The following is a 16,732-nucleotide window of genomic DNA, read 5'->3' on the forward strand; positions in this document are numbered from 1 at the left end:
ACTATGGGCCTTGTGGTGCTCGTGATGCTCTCTGCCAACCACCACGACCTGGATCTCGTCGACATCGACCGGCTCAGCGCCGGCGCGCACGACCTCGGCCGCCAGGTCGTGGCGGAGCACCCTGCCGTCAACGGGGCCGTCGTGCTGGCCACCTGCAACCGCTTCGAGGTCTACCTCGACGCCGACGAGTGCGAGGGCGCCGAGGCCGACGCCACGGCGGCCGCCTACCGCGCGGTCGCCCGCACGTCCGGCGCCGACGTCGACGAGGTGGCCCGCCTGATGCGGCCCGCGAGCGGCGAGCAGGCGGTGGCCCACCTCTTCGAGGTCGCGGCGGGCCTGGACTCGATGGTGGTCGGCGAGCGCGAGATCACCGGCCAGGTGCGCCGGGCGCTGTCCGCCGCCCGTGCGGAGGGCACCACCTCGCCGCTGCTGGAGCAGACGCTCCAGCACGCCACCCGCACCTCCCGGCAGGTCGCCGTCGCCACCGACCTGGCCCGGGCGGGCCGCTCGGTCGTCTCCGTCGCCCTGGACCTGGCCGCAGCCCGGCTCGCCTCGCTCGGCTGCGAGCGGGACGTGGCCGCCCCGCCCGCGGACCCGCACGAGAGCCCGGTGCCGCGCGGCAGCTGGGCCGGCCACCGGACGCTGCTCGTGGGCACCGGCTCCTACGCCGGTGCCTCGCTGGCCGCGCTGCGCGAGCGAGGCGCCCAGGACGTCGCCGTGTGGTCCGCCTCCGGCCGCGCCGAGGCGTTCGCCGCCACCCACGACGTGACGGTCGCCGACGCCGACCTGGCGACGGCGCTCGCGGCCGCCGACCTCGTCGTGACCTGCCGCGGCACCGGCACCCCCGTCCTCGACGTCGCGACCGTGTCCGCCGCCGCGGCGTGCCGCCCGGAGACCGCCGGCCCGCTCGTGCTCGTGGACCTCGCGCTGCACAACGACGTCGACCCCGCCGTGGCCGACCTGGCGCGCGTGATCCTGGTCGACCTGGCCACCGTGCGGGAGCACGCCCCGGCCACCACCGCCGCCGAGGTGCTGCGCGCCCGCACGATCGTGGCCGAGGGCGTGCGCACCCTCGCCGAGACGACGGCGGAGCGGCGGATGGACGCGGCCGTCGTCGCCCTGCGGGGCAAGGTGGCCGACGCCGTCGCCGCCGAGCTCGACCGGCTTCCCGCCGATGGTGCGATCTCCGCGGAGCGGGCCGCCCAGGCGCTGCGGCGGCTCGCGGCGCGCCTGGTGCACGAGCCCACCGTCCTCGCCCGCTCCGCCGGGCGCGAGGGGCGCACCGAGGAGCACCTGCGTGCGCTCGAGATCGCGCTCGGCGTCCGGGTGGCCACGCCCGACGAGGCCGACGAGCCCGACCAGGTCCCCCCGGCGTCCGCGCCGGCCCCAGCCCCCGTCCCCGCCTCCGCGGAGGCGCCGCACCCGGCCACGGTGCCGGCCGAGACAGAGCGAGACCGATGACCAGCCTCAGCCCGTACGACGCCGTCCTCCTCCTCTCCTTCGGCGGGCCGGAGAAGCCCGAGGACGTCGTCCCCTTCCTGCGCAACGTCACCGCCGGGCGGGGCATCCCCGACTCCCGGCTGGAGGAGGTGGGGGAGCACTACTACGCGTTCGGCGGCAAGAGCCCCATCAACGACCAGAACAAGGCCCTGCTCGCCGAGCTGCGCACCGAGCTGGCCGCCCGCGGCGTCGACGCCCCGGTGGTGTGGGGCAACCGCAACTGGGACCCGTACCTCACGGACGTGCTGCGGGAGCTCCACGAGTCCGGCGCGCGCCGCGTGCTGACCCTGGTGACGAGCGCGTACGCGTCGTACTCCGGCTGCCGGCAGTACCGGGAGAACCTCGCCGCGGCGCTCACGACGCTCGCCGGCGAGGGGCGTGAGCTCGAGATCGACAAGATCCGCGCCTACTTCAACAACCCCGGGTTCGTCGCGGCCAACGTGGACGCGGTCGTCGCCGCCTACGAGCGGCTCGGCGCGGCGCCGTCGCCGCAGGCCCCGCTGGTCTTCGTCACGCACTCCATCCCCACGCCGATGGAGGTGGCCTCCGGCACGGAGACGCGCGGCAGCTACTCGGCCCAGCACCACGACGTCGCCGCGGTCGTGGCGGAGCGCGCCGGCGAGCGGCTCGGCCACAAGGTCCCGTGGGAGCTGGCCTACTGCTCCCGTTCCGGCACGCCTTTCACCCCGTGGCTCGAGCCCGACGTCAACCGGACCCTCGCGGCGCTGCACGCCGACGGCGCGGAGCGGGTGGTCCTGGCTCCCATCGGCTTCGTCTCCGACCACATGGAGGTCATCTACGACCTCGACACCGAGGCGCGGGAGACGGCCGACGAGCTCGGCATGCGCATGGAGCGGGCCGCCACCGCGGGCACCGCGCCGGAGTTCGTGGGCGGCCTGGTCGACATGCTGCTCGAGCGCGCCGCCACCGAACGGGGCGAGCACCCCGAGAAGGTGACCACCGGAGCCCTCGGTCCCTGGCGCGACGTGTGCGCCCCCGGGTGCTGCCGCCTGCGCGCCGGCGTCGACTCCGGCGTCCCCGCCGCCTGCGAGCAGCCCGCGGCCGCCCTCGCCTGACCCCACCAGCAGTGACATGTCGCGAGCTCGCCGGAAGGTCTCGAGCCCGGCGGCGTGTCACGAGCTCACCCAGGGGCTCGGCTCGTGACAGCTCACCGGAGTGTCAGACCGCGCCAGTACCGTCCGCGTCAGCGGAAGAGATGAAGGAGTGTCCATGAGCCAGCCCGTCCCCCGCATCGGCGAGGGTGCCGACGTCGAGAGCATCAACGCCACGATCAACTACACGATGTGGTCGGTGTTCGCCACGGCGGCCCCGCTTCCCGGGGACGCCGCCGCGCGCGCCGCCCTCGTCGCGGCGGCCCAGGAGGCGGTGGGCGGCTCCGGCGTCGTGGTCCGCGGCTGGTACGACGTCGCGGGCCTGCGCGCCGACGCCGACCTCATGGTGTGGTGGCACGCGGCCACCGTCGAGGAGGTCCAGGACGCCTACCACCGCCTGCTCGCCTCGGACCTCGGCGCGTTCCTCGAGCCCGTCTGGTCCGTCGTCGGGCTCCACCGCCAGGCCGAGTTCAACAAGCGGCACGTCCCCGCGTACCTCGCCGGGGAGGAGCCCGGCGACTACCTGTGCGTGTACCCGTTCGTGCGCTCCTACGAGTGGTACCTGCTCCCGGCCGACGAGCGCAGCGCCATGCTTCGCGAGCACGGCATGGCGGCTAAGGACTACCCGGACGTGCGCGCCAACACCGTCTCCGCCTTCGCGCTGGGTGACTACGAGTGGATCCTCGCCTTCGAGGCGGGCGAGCTGCACCGGATCGTCGACGTGATGCGCGAGCTGCGCGCCGTCGGCGCCCGCCGCCACGTGCGTGAGGAGATCCCGTTCTTCACCGGCCCTCGCGTGGAGCTCGCCGCCTGGGCGGAGCGCCAGCCGCGCGCCTGAGCCGCACCGGTGCCGGGACGGCGTGGGTCGCCGCCCCGGCACCGGTGGCCTACGTGTACCGGGACGCGAGGGCGACCGTCTGCGGTCCGTAGGAGCCGCCGAACAGCGCCGCGTGCACGATGAGCATGTGCAGCTGGTGCAGCCCGACCCGCTCGCGCCAGCCCTCCGCCAGTGGTGAGCACTCGTCGTAGGCGGCGACGATCCGCTCCAGGTGGGGGGCGCCGAACACGGCCAGCTGGGCCAGGTCGGACTCCGCGTGCCCGCCCTGGGCCGCCGGATCGATAAGTGTCGCGACCGGCCCGGCGTCCGTGCGTGCCCACAGCACGTTGCCGGACCAGAGGTCCCCGTGCAGCCGCGCCACCCCGTGCACGGCCGCCGGCTGCGGCGCGTCGAAGGTCCCCGCCGCCACGCGGGCGGCGCAGCGCTCGACCTTCCGCGGGCCCACGCCGTCGATCGAGCCGTTCGCGACGGCGTCGGCGAGGTAGGGCAGGATCCGGTCTGCCGCGTAGAACTCGCCCCAGGAGTCCTTCCCCGACGGCGGAGCCGCCCGCAAGGGCAGGGGAGCCCGGCCCATGAACCCCTCGCCCGTGAATCCGGGCGGCGGACAGCCGTGGTGCGAGGCGCCCGCGGCATGGGTCAGGGCGAGCGCCCGGCCGAACGCCTCGGCCGACGCCACGTCCGCCGCGCCGTGCGCGACGGCCCGGGTCTCCAGCGCCTGGGGCTCCGCGGCCACGATCTCCACGACGGCGGCCCCGCCGGCCGCCGAGGCCTCGGACAGCCAGCGCAGCCCCGCCGCCTCGTAGAGGAGCGCGCGCGGGTCTCCGTGGTGTCCCTTGCGGTGGGTCGCCATGGGGCCATCCTCAGGGCCTGCCGCCCGCCGCGCACGTCGCTCCGCAGCCGCCCGCCGCGCACGTCGCTCCGCAGCCGCCCCGCCGCGCACGTCGCTCCGCAGTAGGCCGCCGCGCCCGCCGCTCCACAGCGGCCCGCCGGGCCGCCTCGTCCACAGTGTCATCGAGCGCGGCGACCGCCGTCACCGCGGCGTGCCTAGCGTGCGGGGCAGGACGGTGAACCGGACCGGCGAGGGAGGAGCCCTGGTGAGCGATCCGCCGATCTGCCACACGGCACGGGGGCCGGCCATGTCGGCGTCTCGGGCCAACATCCTGGCCGCGATCGACCTGCTGGCGGACGCGCAGGCGCAGCTGCGCACCGCGTTCCCGAGCGGGTGGACCGGTGCGGGAGCGAACGCCTACACGACTGCGGTCCTGGGGCTCCTCCACCACGCGCAGGGGATTGACCGGGCCCTGCGGACGGCGGACCGCACGGTCGTCCGTATGGACGCCGCGCTCGAGCTCCACCGCGCCGGAGGGACGGGATGAGCGCGCTGACCAGAGAGCCGGACGTCGGGTGGACCTTCACCGGCTGGCCCGGACGGGCGCTCCGGGTCACGGTCACCGGCGGCCGCACGCCCATGGCCGTGGACACGGCGGAGCTCGCGGCACTGGGGGAGCGGCTCCGGGCGGCGGCGGAGGTGGTGTCGGCCGCGGACGCGAGCACGGTAATCAACCCCCTCGAGTACATGCCGGGCGTCCCGTGGGCGTGGACCGCGTTCGAGGAGGTGCGTGACATCCGGATCCAGGCGACCGGGCTGCAGAACCTCCTTCGGCGCATCCAGGACCTCGCCGCCGACCTCGAGCTCCAGCGGCTCTGGTACGAGGAGGCAGAGGTGCGGGCGAGCACCGTCTTCCGTCCGCCCGCGTGGCGCAACGTCGTGGCCCACGCCCCGAAGAGACTGCTGCCGGCCAGGGTCAGGCAGGCCATCAACGCCGCACGCGCCTCGGACGCACTGCGCGTGGGCGCCCACCTGGCTGCCACGCACGACGGCCTCAACAGCTCGCCGCTGCCGGACGCGATCGTCGCGCAGCGCCACGTCCGTGCCCTCGCCGAGGAGATGCAGTACATGGACAAAGACATTCTCGACGGCGCGGTCGAGGTGGACGGCCATCAGGTCGACGTCCGCGAGATGACCCCGGTGCAGCGGTCGGCACTCGTGGCGCTGCCCTGGCTGGCGCGCGCCTCCGTCGTCGGCAACCGCGCACTGCCGCTCACCGACGTGGCGACCGCGATGCGGCGCGGTCCCACCACGGGGGTGGATCCGACGGCGCTCCCCGTCCCCGGCGGGCTGACCCGTCGCGGCGTGGTCTCGCCGGTGCCGCCGGGCGGCTCCGCCGTGCGCGCTCCGGGGGTCGCGAGCGCGCTCGCCACCACCGTGGGCCGGAGGGTGCCGACGCCCCGCTCGGAGTCCGACGTACTGGCACGCATCCCGGCGCTCGAGGAGGAGATCGGTCGGCGCGGGAACGGCGCGGTCGAGATCCTGCGCACCACCACGGCGGAGGGCGGCCGGCACTGGACGGTCGTGATCCCGGGCACGCAGGACGTCTGGGCCGGCGGGGAGAACCCGATGGACAACGAGACGAATCTGCTGACCATCGCCGGCGTGCGCAGCGACATGACGATCGGCGTTGCCGCGGCGATGCACCAGGCGGGTATCGCCCGGGGCGAGCAGGTCGCCCTCGTGGGGCACAGCCAGGGCGGGCTGGTCGCGACCCAGCTCGCCGCCGATCCCGTGCTGAAGCAGGAGTTCCGGATCTCGACCGTGCTCACCGCGGGCAGCCCGGTGGGCACCATGACGGTCCCGCCCGGGGTGGAGGTCCTGAGTCTCGAGCACGTTCAGGACCCCGTCGTCGGTCTCGACGGGGCACCCAACACCGCCGCGCCCAACCACCTGACCGTCGCCGTGGGCGGAGGGGCGGAACCGTCCTCCCTCGGGGAGCGACACCGCCTGCCGGCCTACACCGCCGCCGCCGTCCTGCTGCCGGACCTAGAGGACTCCTCGGTCCAGCAGTGGCTCGCGCGCAGCCGCGAGGCGATGGGCGCACCCGCGGAGGGGGTGCGGACGGACTCGATGGTGTTCGAGATCCGGCGCAGGTGAGGCGTCCGCCTACAGGGGGAGGACCTCGACGGCGACCGCGTGCCGCACCCCGACGAGCCGCCCGGTGGCCCCGAGCATCCCCTCGAGCATGTCCGCGGGCACCGGCGCGGAGGGGCCGAGGCCCGCAAGGTACTCCGCGTGCGCCTCCAGGGAGGCCACGCCCGCGGCGAACCCGTCGGTGACGTCGACGGCGTGCTGGGACAGCGGGGAGCCGAACGCCAGCACGGTCCGCACGCCACCCCACGGCTCGAGGCCGCCCTCGTTCAGCTCGGGGAAGACCCACCGGTTGCCGGCGTCGCGGGCCGCGTCCACGACCGCACGGCCCACCGCGACGTGGTCGGCCTGGTTCAGCACCCCGCCGGGCCACGTCTCGCGGAAGCCGCCGGTGACCAGGGTGTCCGGGCGGAACCGGCGGATCTCCCGCGCGATCGCGCGCCGCAGCTCCAGCGAGTACTCCACGGTGCCGTCCGGGAAGCCGAGGAACCGCAGGTCCTCGACGCCGACCCGCGCGCACGCCTCGCGCTGCTCGCGCTCCCGCAGCGGCCGCGCCCGTTCCGGCGGTACGGAGTCGATCCCGGCCTCGCCGCTGGTCCCGATCACGTACGCGACGTCGACCCCGCGCGCCCGCCAGCCGGCCACCGCCGCGGCGCCGCCGTACTCCATGTCGTCCGGGTGCGCCACGACGGCCAGGACCCGGGCGAGATCTCCGTCGTCGAAGAGGCTCAGACCGGTCATGACGGGAGCGGCCTCGTGCGGCGGGAGCGACGCCGGGCGTCGGCGCTGCCGCGGTGTCTGCTCATCTGCGGTTGCCCCGTCTGCTCATCTGCGGTCACCCCGTCGGCGGTCGCCGGGAATGACCAGGTGCAGGATCCAGCTGGCGATCGCGATGACCAGGCCGCCCAGGACCGCCGTCCAGAAGCCGTCCACCCGCAGCCCGTAGTCCGTGAAGGACGTGATCCACCCGGTCAGCATCAGCATCAGCGCGTTGACCACCAGGAAGAACAGCCCGAGCGTGAGGATGTAGAACGGCAGCGAGAGCAGCGCGACCACCGGCCGCACGATCAGGTTCACCAGCGTGAACACGGCCGCGACGACGGCGAGCTCGAGCAGCGTCGCCCCGGTGCTCGAGGTCGGGGCGAGCGAGATCCCCTCGAGCAGCCAGTCGGCGACCCAGATGGCCGCGGCGTTGACGAGAAGCTGCACCAGGAACCTCATGGCGCCGATCCTGCCACCGACCTCGCCCGACGGCCCCGGCTTTTCCCGGCGCACGTCCGACGCCCGGCTTCACCGGCGCGCGTCCGAGTGGTCCGGCCCTTCCGCGGAGCGGCTCGGTGTCGTGCCTTCTCGGGGCAGGCGGCGTCCTGCGGTCGCGGCCCACCGCGCGGACGCCCTGACGGCTCTCCTCCCGAGCAGGTGGATCATGGACCCATGGCCAACTTGCGCACCGCCGTCAGCCTGCGGCCCGACATCGCCTCCCTTCCCGCCTACGTCCCTGGCGAGCGGCCGTCGAAGGGCCTGCAGGTCTACAAGCTCTCCAGCAACGAGGTGCCCTTCCCGCTGCTGCCGACCGTCGCCGCGGCTCTGGCGGACGTCGGCCCGGACCTCAACCGCTACCCCGACATGTACGCCACCCAGCTGGTGGAGGCGCTCGCGGACCACCACGGCACCAAGCCCGACCGGGTGACCGTCGGCAACGGCTCGGTGGCCGTCCTGGCCCACGTGCTCACCGCGGTGTGCGAGCCGGGCGACGAGGTCGTGATGGCGTGGCGGTCCTTCGAGGCCTACCCGATCGCGGTGCAGGTGGCCGGCGCCCGGGCGGTCCAGGTGCCCGTCGACGCCGCCGGGCGGCACGACCTCGACGCCATGGCCGCCGCCGTCACCGACCGCACGCGCGCGATCCTGCTGTGCAGCCCGAACAACCCCACCGGGCCCGCGCTCACCCAGACCGAGGTGCGCCGCTTCCTCGAGACCGTGCCGCCGGGCGTGCTGGTCATCCTCGACGAGGCCTACCTGGAGTTCGTCCGCCAGGACGACCCCACGGACGGCGTCGCCCTGGTGGACGAGCACAAGAACCTCGTGGTGCTGCGCACCTTCTCCAAGGCCTACGGTCTCGCCGGGCTCCGCGTCGGTTACGCCGTCGCCCGCCGCCGCCTCACCGCCGGGTTCCGCGCCACCTCCACGCCGTTCGGGGTCAACGCGATGGGGCTCGCCGGCGCCGTCGCCGCCCTCAGGTGTCAGACCCAGGTCCGCGACCGCGTCGAGCAGGTGGTCGCCGAGCGCACCCGCGTGACCGCCGCGCTCGCCGAGCAGGGCTGGGACGTCCCCGACGCCCAGGGCAACTTCGTCTGGCTCGACCTCGGCCGGCGGGCCACCCTGTTCGCGGAGACCGCCAAGGCCCGCGGGGTGCTGGTCCGGGCCTTCGCCGGCGAGGGCGTGCGCGTCTCGTTCGGCGAGCGGGAGGGCAACGACCTCTTCCTCGACGTCGCGGCGGACTGGCTCCGTGACCGTTCCGGGCTCGCGCTCTCGTAGCTGACGCGGGACCCGCCGCGGCGTGCCGGCTACCCGACCAGCAGGGTCGCCGCCACGAGCACCGAGAAGACGATCTCGCCGACGCCGATCACCAGCGGCCGCACGGGTCGGCCGAGCCGCGCGGCCACCAGCGGGACCGCCGCCGCCCGCACCGCGAGGGCACCCCAGACGAGCGCGTGCGCCGGCGTGACCAGGCCCGCGGAGGCGAGCGCCGCCGTCGCCGCGGCCCCGGCGCCGTGGAACGCCACCGAGGCGACGAGGTAGGCACGGTTGCCGCGCTCGCGGATGTTGGTCTTGACGTACAGCACGGTGCCCAGGAAGTACGCGGTCACCAACGCCGTCACCAGCCACGTCCAGGTCCACCCGCCGAGCGCCCCGTCCGCGGAGCCGCCGGGCGGCCCGACGGCGGAGCCCGGACCGCCCCACAGACCGGGCGTCCCGGCGTCGTAGGCGACGGCGGTCATCAGACCGGCGGCGACGACGGTGACGGTGTCGTTGAGGAGCGAACGGTCCTTCCGGTGGGCCGAGCACCACATCGTCACGACGACCAGCGGGGCGTAGGGCAGCGCCCACACCGCCAGCGACGGAGCCGCGACGAGCAGCACGAGCGCGAGGGCCGCCGTCACCAGCATGTACGTCCGGGCGGCCGGCAGGTAGCGCGGCCGTCGCCGGGAACGCAGCCAGAGACCGACGGCGAAGAAGGCCAGGTAGCCGGCCCACCACAGCCCGAGCAACGGGACGTGCGCGAGCGCCGGGCCGGACAGGACCATCCCCACGAGCGGAGGGATCGTGATCATCGCCCACGCGCCGTGCTGGTCGGGCACCCAGCCGGGGGCTCGACGCCGTCGCACGCCAGGAGCGGTTGGAGAGGTCACCTCCCACGCCTACCAGGACCCTGCTCCGCGTGACCCGGGCGAAGGTCCCGGGCGGCGGGACTGACACGCCACATCGACCACCGCTCGAGCCGGCGGGGCTGTGGAATCCTCTACCTCACTGGCCGGTTCCCGACGCGCGCACCGCAGTTCTTTGGAGGAATCCACGAAGCGGAGGTTACGGTGCCGTAGCCTACGCTGGCGTAGGTTCGGGATCGCCGCCACCCCTGGCGACCCGGCCTCCCCGCCGTGCTCGCCACGCACCAAGTGACGAGCGCGGCGGGAGCACGTGAGGTACCGTGCGGCGCACGAGGCGCCGATGCCGAGGAGGAACGCTTGACCGAGCCGCTCACCGCCCCGCCGGGAACTGCGTCCGATCCCACGACGATGGTCCAGCTCCTCGACGCCGAAGGTCGCCGTCACCACCACCCCGAGTACGGGCCCTTCGCCGAAAGTCTCGATGCCGACGCGCTCCGCGCGATGTACCGGGACATGGTCCTCACGCGCGCCTTCGACACCCAGGCCACCTCCCTGCAGCGGCAGGGCGAGCTGGGCCTGTGGCCGCCGTGCCTGGGGCAGGAGGGCGCCCAGATCGGCTCCGCCCACGCTCTCGCCCCGCGGGACTTCGTCTTCCCCTCCTACCGCGAGCACGGCGTCGCCCTCGTCCGCGGCGTGGACCTGCGTGACCTGCTCCCGCTCTTCCGCGGCACGCGCCACGGCGGCTGGGACCCGCACGCGCACAACTTCCACCTGTACTCGATCGTCATCGGCTCCCACACGCTGCACGCGGTCGGCTACGCCATGGGCGCCCAGCGCGACGGCGACGTCGGGACCGGGGACCCGGAGCGCGACCGCGCCGTCGTCGCCTACTTCGGCGACGGCGCCACCTCCCAGGGCGACGTCAGCGAGGCGCTCGTCTTCGCGGCCTCCGCGAACGCGCCGGTGGTCTTCTTCGTCCAGAACAACCAGTGGGCGATCTCCGTCCCCACCACCACCCAGTCCCGCGTCCCGCTCGTGCGGCGCGGCTCCGGCTTCGGCGTCCCGTCGGTGCGGGTGGACGGCAACGACCCGCTGGCCTGCTACGCCGTGACCCGGGCCGCGCTGGAGCGCGCCCGCTCCGGCTCGGGCCCCACGTTCGTCGAGGCGGTCACCTACCGCATGGGCGCGCACACCACCTCCGACGACCCCACGCGCTACCGCGACCGCGCCGAGGAGGACCTCTGGCGCACGAAGGACCCGATCGCGCGGATGCGCACCTACCTCGCCGCCGAGTCCCTGGCCGACGACGCGTTCTTCGCCCGGGTCGACGAGGAGGCCGACGAGCTCGCCGCGGCGGCGCGCGACCACTGCCGCGCGCTGGAGGCCGGGCCGCCCCAGACGCTCTTCGACCACGTCTACACGGCCCCCCACCCGCTGGTGGCCGAGGAACGGGCAGAGATGACCGCGTTCGAGGCCGGCTTCGCCGACGCCGAGGGGGAGGCACGATGACCGCCACGGCTCTCGCCCGCGCCATCAACGCCGGGCTGCGCGCCGCCATGGAGCGCGACGACAAGGTCCTGCTCATGGGCGAGGACATCGGCCCGCTCGGCGGCGTCTTCCGGGTCACCGACGGCCTGCACAAGGACTTCGGGCCCGACCGGGTGGTCGACACCCCGCTGGCGGAGTCCGGCATCGTCGGGACAGCCATCGGCCTCGCCATGGCCGGCTACCGGCCGGTCTGCGAGATCCAGTTCGACGGCTTCATCTTCCCGGCCTTCGACCAGATCACCACCCAGCTCGCCAAGCTCACCTACCGCTCCCGGGGCGACCTGCAGATGCCGGTCGTCATCCGCGTGCCCTACGGCGGCGGCATCGGCGCGATCGAGCACCACAGCGAGTCCCCGGAGGCGCTGTTCGCGCACACCGCGGGCCTGCGCATCGTCACGCCGGCGACCGCCGCCGACGGCTACACGATGATCCAGCAGGCGATCGCCTCGCCCGACCCGGTGCTCTTCCTCGAGCCGAAGTCGCGCTACTGGGACAAGGCCGAGGTGGACCTGGGCGCCGACGTGGACCTGTCCGAGACGGGCGTGACCACGGGCCTGCACTCCGCGCGCACCGTCCGCCCGGGCGCGGACGTGACCGTCGTCGGCTACGGCCCGACGGTCAAGACGCTGCTCGCCGCGGCCGAGGTCGCCGCAGGGGAGGGCACCGACGTCGAGGTCATCGACCTGCGCTCGGTCTCCCCGATCGACTTCGACGCCGTCACCGCGTCCGTCCGGCGCACCGGCCGGCTCGTCGTCGCGCACGAGGCCCCCGTGTTCTTCGGCCCCGGCGCGGAGATCGCGGCCCGCATCACCGAGCGCTGCTTCTACGAGCTGGAGGCGCCCGTGCTGCGCGTGGGCGGGTTCCACACTCCCTACCCGACGGCGAAGCACGAGGAGCACTACCTGCCCTCGCTCGACCGCGTGCTCGACGCCGTCGACCGCGTCCTCGCGTACTGACCGCACCGCACCCGGCCGCACCGCGGCCCGCACCGAAAGAAGGAGCCGCACCCGTGCCGAGCTACCAGCAGTTCCGTCTGCCGGACGTGGGCGAGGGCCTGACCGAGGCCGACATCGTCACCTGGTCCGTGGCGGTGGGCGACACGGTGGCCGTCAACCAGCAGCTGTGCGAGATCGAGACGGCCAAGTCCGTCGTCGAGCTGCCCAGCCCCTACGCCGGGCAGGTGCACGAGCTGCTCGTCCCCGAGGGCGCCACCGTCGAGGTCGGCGCCCCGATCGTGGTCATCGACGTCGACCCGGGCGGCCCCGAGGCCCCGGGCGGCGGCTCCGCGCAGGCTGCGGCCGACGGCGCCGGGGCCTCCGTCGGGAACGGGGAGAGAGCGCGCGACGACGGCGCAGCCGCCCCCGCCGACTCTTCCGGCAGCGTCCTGGTCGGGTACGGCACCCGGCCCGCCACCACCGGTCGGCGGCCCCGCCGCGGCCCCGCCGCGCCCACGGCCGCCGCCTCGACGACTGCCGCGCCGGCGCCCGCCGCGCCGGCTGCGCCGTCGCCCTCCGCGCCCAGCCCCGCGGCCGCGCAGGGAGGCGGCGTGCGGGTCCTGGCCAAGCCGCCCGTGCGCAAGCTGGCCAAGGACCTGGGCGTCGACCTCACCACGGTGGGCGGCAGCGGCCCCGGCGGGATCATCACCCGCGAGGACGTGCTCGCCCAGCAGCAGAAGACCGAGGCGCAGCCGCTCGCCACCTACGCCGGCGACGAGGAGCCCTGGCTCGAGGGCGGCACCGTCTCCGAGGACGGCCGGCAGACGCGGGTCCCCGCCCGGTCGGTGCGCAAGCGCACCGCCGAGGCGATGGTGGCCTCCGCGTTCACCGCCCCGCACGTCACGGTCTTCCACACGGTCGACGTCACGAAGACCATGAAGCTCGTCGAGCGTCTCAAGGCGGACAAGGAGTTCGCGGACGTCCACGTCACGCCGCTGCTCATCGTCATGAAGGCGTTCATCCACGCGGTGCGCCGTCACCCCGAGGTCAATGCCTCCTGGGACAACGCGACCAACGAGATCGTCTACAAGCACTACATGAACCTCGGCATCGCGGCCGCCACCCCGCGGGGCCTGGTGGTGCCCAACATCAAGAACGCCAACCGGATGAAGCTCCACGAGCTCGCTGTGGCGCTGGGCGACCTCACCGCCCGCGCCCGCGCCGGGAAGACGACGCCGCAGGACATGTCGGACGGCACCATCTCGATCACCAACGTCGGGGTGTTCGGCATCGACACCGGCACGCCGATCCTCAACCCGGGCGAGTCGGTCATCCTCGCGTTCGGCGCGATCCGCCGGCTGCCCTGGGTGCACAAGGGCCAGGTCAAGCCCCGGTGGGTCACCCAGCTCGCGCTGTCCATGGACCACCGGCTCGTCGACGGCGGTCTCGGCGCCAAGGTGCTCGCCGATGTCGCGAAGGTGCTCGAGGACCCGGCGCAGGCGCTCGTCTGGAGCTGAGGCGCCGTCGTGTCTCGCCGAGCATGCCCTAACTGCCCGTTTCTGCACCTGAACGGAGCGTTAGGGCATTCTCGGCGGTGACGCGGTGACGCGGTGACGCGGTGAGGCGGTGAGGCGGTGACGCGATGACGCGGTGACGCGGTGAGGCGAGGGGCGCGGCGTGGCGCGGGTGCGGCTAGCGGCCGATCTGCTGCACCGCCGCGTCGAACACGCCCGGCAGGGCCCGGGCGGTCGGCACGAGCGCCCGCCGCAGCGGCGGCACCGACGCGGCCAGCACCAGCGCCTCGGTGAGGAGCCGGTAGCGGCGCACGATCTGGCGCCACCGCGCCTCGTAGTCGTCCGGCCGTCCGGCGACGACGGCGTCCACCGCGGCCTCCGCCTGGGCCAGGGCGAGGGAGACCCCCTCGCCGGTGAGGGCGTCGATGTAGCCGCCCGCGTCCCCGACCAGCAGGACGCGCCCGGACACCCGGCGGCGGGTGCGCTGCCGCAGCGGGCCGGCCCCGCGCACGGTGGAGGTCGCCGGGGCGCCGCCGATCCGCTCCAGCAGCGCGGGGAACGCGGCGAGCTGGTCGGCGTAGGGCCGCCGGTCCGAGGTCAGCAGCGCGACGCCCACCTCCCCGGGCCCCACCGGGGTCACGTACGCCTCCGCGCGGTCGGCCCAGTGCACCTCCACCAGGTCGGTCCACGGCGCCACCTGCACGTGCCGGCGCAGCCCGAAGCGGCGCGGCCCGCGGGCGGGGGCGCCCAGGCCCAGGCGGTGACGCAGCGGAGAGTGCAGGCCGTCGGCCACCACCAGGTGCGCCGCCGGCGTGCCGTCCACCTCCACACCCGAGGCGTGCTGGACGACGTCGACCACCTTGGCCGGCTCCACCCGTACCCCGGCCGCGTCGACCGCCTCGCGCAGCGCCGCCTGCAGGACGGTGCGCCGCACGCCGCGGCCGGGTCCGACGGCGAACCGCGCCTCGGCCGCGGCGCCGTCGGAGAGGTAGCGGATGCCGCGCAGCTCGCGCCCCGCCGGGTCGACGCCGAGCGCGGCCAGGCGGGCGACGGCGGCCGGCATGAGCCCCTCCCCGCACGCCTTGTCGATCGGTGCGGGTCGTGGCTCGCGGACCACTACGGACAGCCCCGCCCGGGCGGCGTGGAGCGCCGTCGCCAGGCCCGCGGGCCCGCCGCCGGCGACCACGAGGTCCGTCATGGCCGCGCGGTGGGCGGGATGGCTTCCGGCGGCGCGGTGGTGTGCGCCGCCACCGGCCCTGACGCTGCCGCCAGTGCGCGGTTCTCGGTCCGGATCCGCACCCGCATGAGGAACGCGTTGGCCACCGTGAAGACCGTCGCGGTGATCCACGCCGTGTGCACGAGCGGGAGCGCCAGACCTTCGACGACGACGGCCACGTAGTTGGGGTGGCGGAACCACCGGTAGGGGCCGCCGTCCACCAGGGGCAGGTCCGGCACCACGATCACCCGGGTGTTCCACCGCGGCCCGAGCGTGCGGATGCACCACCACCGCAGAGCCTGCGACCCCAGGGCCAGCGCGAGCATCGGCCAGCCCAGCGCCGGCAGGAAGACGCGGCCGAGCAGCCACACCTCGGCCAGCGCGCCGACGAGCAGCCCCGTGTGCAGCACGACCATGACCGGGTAGTGACCGGCCCCCGACTCCACGCCCCCGCGGGCGAAGCTCCAGGCCGCGTTGCGGCGGGCGACGACCAGCTTGGCGAGCCGCTCGAGCGCGACGGCCAGCACGAGCACCGTGAAGAGCGCCTCGGACGTCATCTCAGGCCCTCAGCAGCACGAGCTCGAGGCTGAACCCGGGCCCCATCGCCATCATGAGCCCGTGCGAGCCGGGCTCGGGGGGCCGCCGGTCGAGGGTGTCCCGCAGGATGTGCAGCACCGACGCCGAGGAGAGGTTGCCGACGGCGCGCAGCGACTCGGTGGTCAGGGCGAGGTCCTCCGGCTCGAGCCCGATGGCGTCGACCATCGAGGCGATCACCTTGGGTCCGCCCGGGTGACACACCCACCACCCGACGTCGTCCACCTCGAGCCCGTGCTCGGCGAGGAACGCAGCGACGTCGCGGCCCACGTGGTCGCGCACGAGCTCGGGCACCTCCACGCCCAGCACGATCCGCAGGCCGGTGGATCGCACGTCCCAGCCCATGGTGGCCTCGGTGCCGGGGTAGGTGCGGCTGCGGCTCGCCACCACGGCGGGGGAGCCGGGCGCCCCGGCCGACGGGTGGTCCGGCCCGACCGCGACGACGGCGGCGGCGCCGTCGCCGAAGAGGCCGGAGGCGACGAGGTTCGCCGTCGAGTCGTCACCGGGCTGGACCGTCAGCGAGCACAGCTCGGCGGCGACGAGGACACCCACGCCGCCAGGCCTGCCGGCGAGGAGATCGTGCAGGCGCGCCGTGCCGGCCGCTCCGGCCATGCAGCCCAGGCCCAGGAGCGGGACCCGCACCACGTCCTCCCGCATCCCGAGCAGGGCGGCGATCCGGGCCTCCAGCGAGGGCACGGCGAGGCCCGTGACCGTGGTGGAGACGAAGACGTCGACCTCCTGGGGCGTCAGGCCGGCCCGCTCCAGCGCACCCGCCACGGCGGCCGCGCCCAGCTCGACCGCGCCCGCGATGAACTCGTCGTTGGCGTCGCCGAAGTCGGAGAGCGCGCCGTAGCGGTCGAGGGGAAGGACGAGGTGGCGGTGGTCGACGCCGGCGCTGGCGTGGATGCGCCGCAGCAGGAGCTCCGTCCGCCGGTCTGCACGGAGCACGCCGACGAGGGCGTCGGTGACCTCCCGCTGGCCGTACCGGTGCTGCGGGAGCACGGCCTCCACGCCGACGAGGTGCGTCATCCGGCGAGCGTACGTTCTCCTCCGCGGGCACGGCACCCGATCCGATGCTGCCCTGGGCGGGCCGCCGGGTCCTACGC

General features: G+C 74.8%; 16 protein-coding genes. 9 read left to right on the top strand and 7 right to left on the bottom strand.

Features of this window, described 5'->3' with window-relative positions; genetic code table 11:
- Positions 1-24 precede the first annotated feature (24 nt).
- From ABD774_RS00720 to hemQ, 3 genes are all read left to right on the top strand, one after another.
- Entirely contained in the window at positions 25-1,461 is a 1,437-nt protein-coding gene (locus ABD774_RS00720; protein ID WP_345036505.1) for a glutamyl-tRNA reductase, read from the top strand.
- Positions 1,458-2,576 carry a ferrochelatase gene (locus ABD774_RS00725; RefSeq protein ID WP_345036507.1) on the top strand — a complete coding sequence of 373 codons (1,119 nt, stop codon included), beginning with the start codon at positions 1,458-1,460 and terminating at the stop codon, positions 2,574-2,576. The genes ABD774_RS00720 and ABD774_RS00725 overlap by 4 nt, the downstream gene beginning before the upstream one ends.
- 154 nt (positions 2,577-2,730) lie before the next feature.
- Complete coding sequence (hemQ, locus tag ABD774_RS00730; RefSeq protein ID WP_345036509.1) at positions 2,731-3,450, top strand: hydrogen peroxide-dependent heme synthase; 720 nt, start codon at positions 2,731-2,733, stop codon at positions 3,448-3,450.
- Positions 3,451-3,499: 49 nt separating this feature from the next.
- On the opposite strand, the gene ABD774_RS00735 is transcribed toward hemQ, so the two are convergent.
- A complete protein-coding gene (locus tag ABD774_RS00735) occupies positions 3,500-4,300 on the bottom strand; it encodes a fructosamine kinase family protein (RefSeq protein WP_345036512.1) in 801 nt (266 codons plus the stop codon).
- 244 nt (positions 4,301-4,544) lie between these two features.
- Between ABD774_RS00735 and ABD774_RS00740 the strand changes: the two genes are divergently transcribed.
- Both ABD774_RS00740 and ABD774_RS00745 read left to right on the top strand, forming a co-directional pair.
- A complete protein-coding gene (locus tag ABD774_RS00740) occupies positions 4,545-4,826 on the top strand; it encodes a hypothetical protein (protein WP_345036514.1) in 282 nt (93 codons plus the stop codon).
- The gene (locus ABD774_RS00745) at positions 4,823-6,439 is read left to right on the top strand and encodes a hypothetical protein (RefSeq protein ID WP_345036516.1); all 1,617 of its coding nucleotides are present in this window, start codon (positions 4,823-4,825) and stop codon (positions 6,437-6,439) included. The genes ABD774_RS00740 and ABD774_RS00745 overlap by 4 nt, the downstream gene beginning before the upstream one ends.
- Positions 6,440-6,448: 9 nt before the next feature.
- Here the strand turns inward: ABD774_RS00745 and ABD774_RS00750 are convergent, their stop codons facing one another.
- Together ABD774_RS00750 and ABD774_RS00755 are read right to left on the bottom strand one after the other, a co-directional pair.
- Positions 6,449-7,174, bottom strand: coding sequence for a PIG-L deacetylase family protein (locus tag ABD774_RS00750; protein WP_345036518.1), 726 nt, complete (start codon positions 7,172-7,174; stop codon positions 6,449-6,451).
- An 84-nt stretch (positions 7,175-7,258) separates the two neighbouring features.
- Complete coding sequence (locus ABD774_RS00755) at positions 7,259-7,654, bottom strand: phage holin family protein (RefSeq protein ID WP_345036520.1); 396 nt, start codon at positions 7,652-7,654, stop codon at positions 7,259-7,261.
- A gap of 213 nt (positions 7,655-7,867) precedes the next feature.
- On the opposite strand from ABD774_RS00755, the gene hisC reads away from it, so the two are divergent.
- Positions 7,868-8,968: a histidinol-phosphate transaminase gene (hisC, locus tag ABD774_RS00760; RefSeq protein ID WP_345036522.1), complete on the top strand. Its 1,101-nt coding sequence runs from the start codon at positions 7,868-7,870 to the stop codon at positions 8,966-8,968.
- A gap of 29 nt (positions 8,969-8,997) precedes the next feature.
- Here the strand turns inward: hisC and ABD774_RS00765 are convergent, their stop codons facing one another.
- The gene (locus tag ABD774_RS00765) at positions 8,998-9,843 is read right to left on the bottom strand and encodes a YwiC-like family protein (RefSeq protein ID WP_345036524.1); all 846 of its coding nucleotides are present in this window, start codon (positions 9,841-9,843) and stop codon (positions 8,998-9,000) included.
- 384 nt (positions 9,844-10,227) lie between these two features.
- On the opposite strand from ABD774_RS00765, the gene pdhA reads away from it, so the two are divergent.
- The 3 genes from pdhA to ABD774_RS00780 are packed head-to-tail and all read left to right on the top strand — an operon-like array spanning position 10,228 to position 13,819.
- On the top strand, positions 10,228-11,328 hold the full coding sequence (pdhA, locus tag ABD774_RS00770; RefSeq protein WP_345036950.1) for a pyruvate dehydrogenase (acetyl-transferring) E1 component subunit alpha: 1,101 nt from the start codon (positions 10,228-10,230) through the stop codon (positions 11,326-11,328).
- Positions 11,325-12,323, top strand: a complete 999-nt coding sequence (locus ABD774_RS00775; protein ID WP_345036526.1) for an alpha-ketoacid dehydrogenase subunit beta — start codon at positions 11,325-11,327, stop codon at positions 12,321-12,323. Before pdhA ends, ABD774_RS00775 begins: the two co-directional genes overlap by 4 nt.
- Positions 12,324-12,376: 53 nt before the next feature.
- On the top strand, positions 12,377-13,819 hold the full coding sequence (locus tag ABD774_RS00780) for a dihydrolipoamide acetyltransferase family protein (protein WP_345036528.1): 1,443 nt from the start codon (positions 12,377-12,379) through the stop codon (positions 13,817-13,819).
- Between the two features lie 175 nt (positions 13,820-13,994).
- Here the strand turns inward: ABD774_RS00780 and ABD774_RS00785 are convergent, their stop codons facing one another.
- The 3 genes from ABD774_RS00785 to ABD774_RS00795 are packed head-to-tail and all read right to left on the bottom strand — an operon-like array spanning position 13,995 to position 16,691.
- Positions 13,995-15,014, bottom strand: coding sequence for an NAD(P)/FAD-dependent oxidoreductase (locus ABD774_RS00785; protein WP_345036531.1), 1,020 nt, complete (start codon positions 15,012-15,014; stop codon positions 13,995-13,997).
- Positions 15,011-15,589 (bottom strand): isoprenylcysteine carboxyl methyltransferase family protein, encoded by a 579-nt coding sequence (locus tag ABD774_RS00790; RefSeq protein WP_345036533.1) that lies wholly within the window; start codon positions 15,587-15,589, stop codon positions 15,011-15,013. The genes ABD774_RS00785 and ABD774_RS00790 overlap by 4 nt, the downstream gene beginning before the upstream one ends.
- A gap of 1 nt (position 15,590) precedes the next feature.
- Positions 15,591-16,691 (bottom strand): type III polyketide synthase, encoded by a 1,101-nt coding sequence (locus ABD774_RS00795; protein WP_425554425.1) that lies wholly within the window; start codon positions 16,689-16,691, stop codon positions 15,591-15,593.
- Positions 16,692-16,732 lie beyond the last annotated feature (41 nt).

Source organism: Georgenia daeguensis (assembly GCF_039537705.1).
Classification (GTDB): Bacteria; Actinomycetota; Actinomycetes; order Actinomycetales; family Actinomycetaceae; genus Georgenia; species Georgenia daeguensis.

Excerpts from the sequence above, each read along its gene's own strand:
- ABD774_RS00790 (WP_345036533.1), bottom strand. The coding sequence starts at position 15,589 with ATGACGTCCGAGGCGCTCTTCACGGTGCTCGTGCTGGCCGTCGCGCTC.
- pdhA (WP_345036950.1), top strand. The coding sequence starts at position 10,228 with ATGGTCCAGCTCCTCGACGCCGAAGGTCGCCGTCACCACCACCCCGAG.
- ABD774_RS00755 (WP_345036520.1), bottom strand. The coding sequence starts at position 7,654 with ATGAGGTTCCTGGTGCAGCTTCTCGTCAACGCCGCGGCCATCTGGGTC.
- hemQ (WP_345036509.1), top strand. The coding sequence starts at position 2,731 with ATGAGCCAGCCCGTCCCCCGCATCGGCGAGGGTGCCGACGTCGAGAGC.
- ABD774_RS00725 (WP_345036507.1), top strand. The coding sequence starts at position 1,458 with ATGACCAGCCTCAGCCCGTACGACGCCGTCCTCCTCCTCTCCTTCGGC.
- hisC (WP_345036522.1), top strand. The coding sequence starts at position 7,868 with ATGGCCAACTTGCGCACCGCCGTCAGCCTGCGGCCCGACATCGCCTCC.
- ABD774_RS00735 (WP_345036512.1), bottom strand. The coding sequence starts at position 4,300 with ATGGCGACCCACCGCAAGGGACACCACGGAGACCCGCGCGCGCTCCTC.
- ABD774_RS00745 (WP_345036516.1), top strand. The coding sequence starts at position 4,823 with ATGAGCGCGCTGACCAGAGAGCCGGACGTCGGGTGGACCTTCACCGGC.
- ABD774_RS00750 (WP_345036518.1), bottom strand. The coding sequence starts at position 7,174 with ATGACCGGTCTGAGCCTCTTCGACGACGGAGATCTCGCCCGGGTCCTG.
- ABD774_RS00785 (WP_345036531.1), bottom strand. The coding sequence starts at position 15,014 with ATGACGGACCTCGTGGTCGCCGGCGGCGGGCCCGCGGGCCTGGCGACG.
- ABD774_RS00775 (WP_345036526.1), top strand. The coding sequence starts at position 11,325 with ATGACCGCCACGGCTCTCGCCCGCGCCATCAACGCCGGGCTGCGCGCC.
- ABD774_RS00720 (WP_345036505.1), top strand. The coding sequence starts at position 25 with ATGCTCTCTGCCAACCACCACGACCTGGATCTCGTCGACATCGACCGG.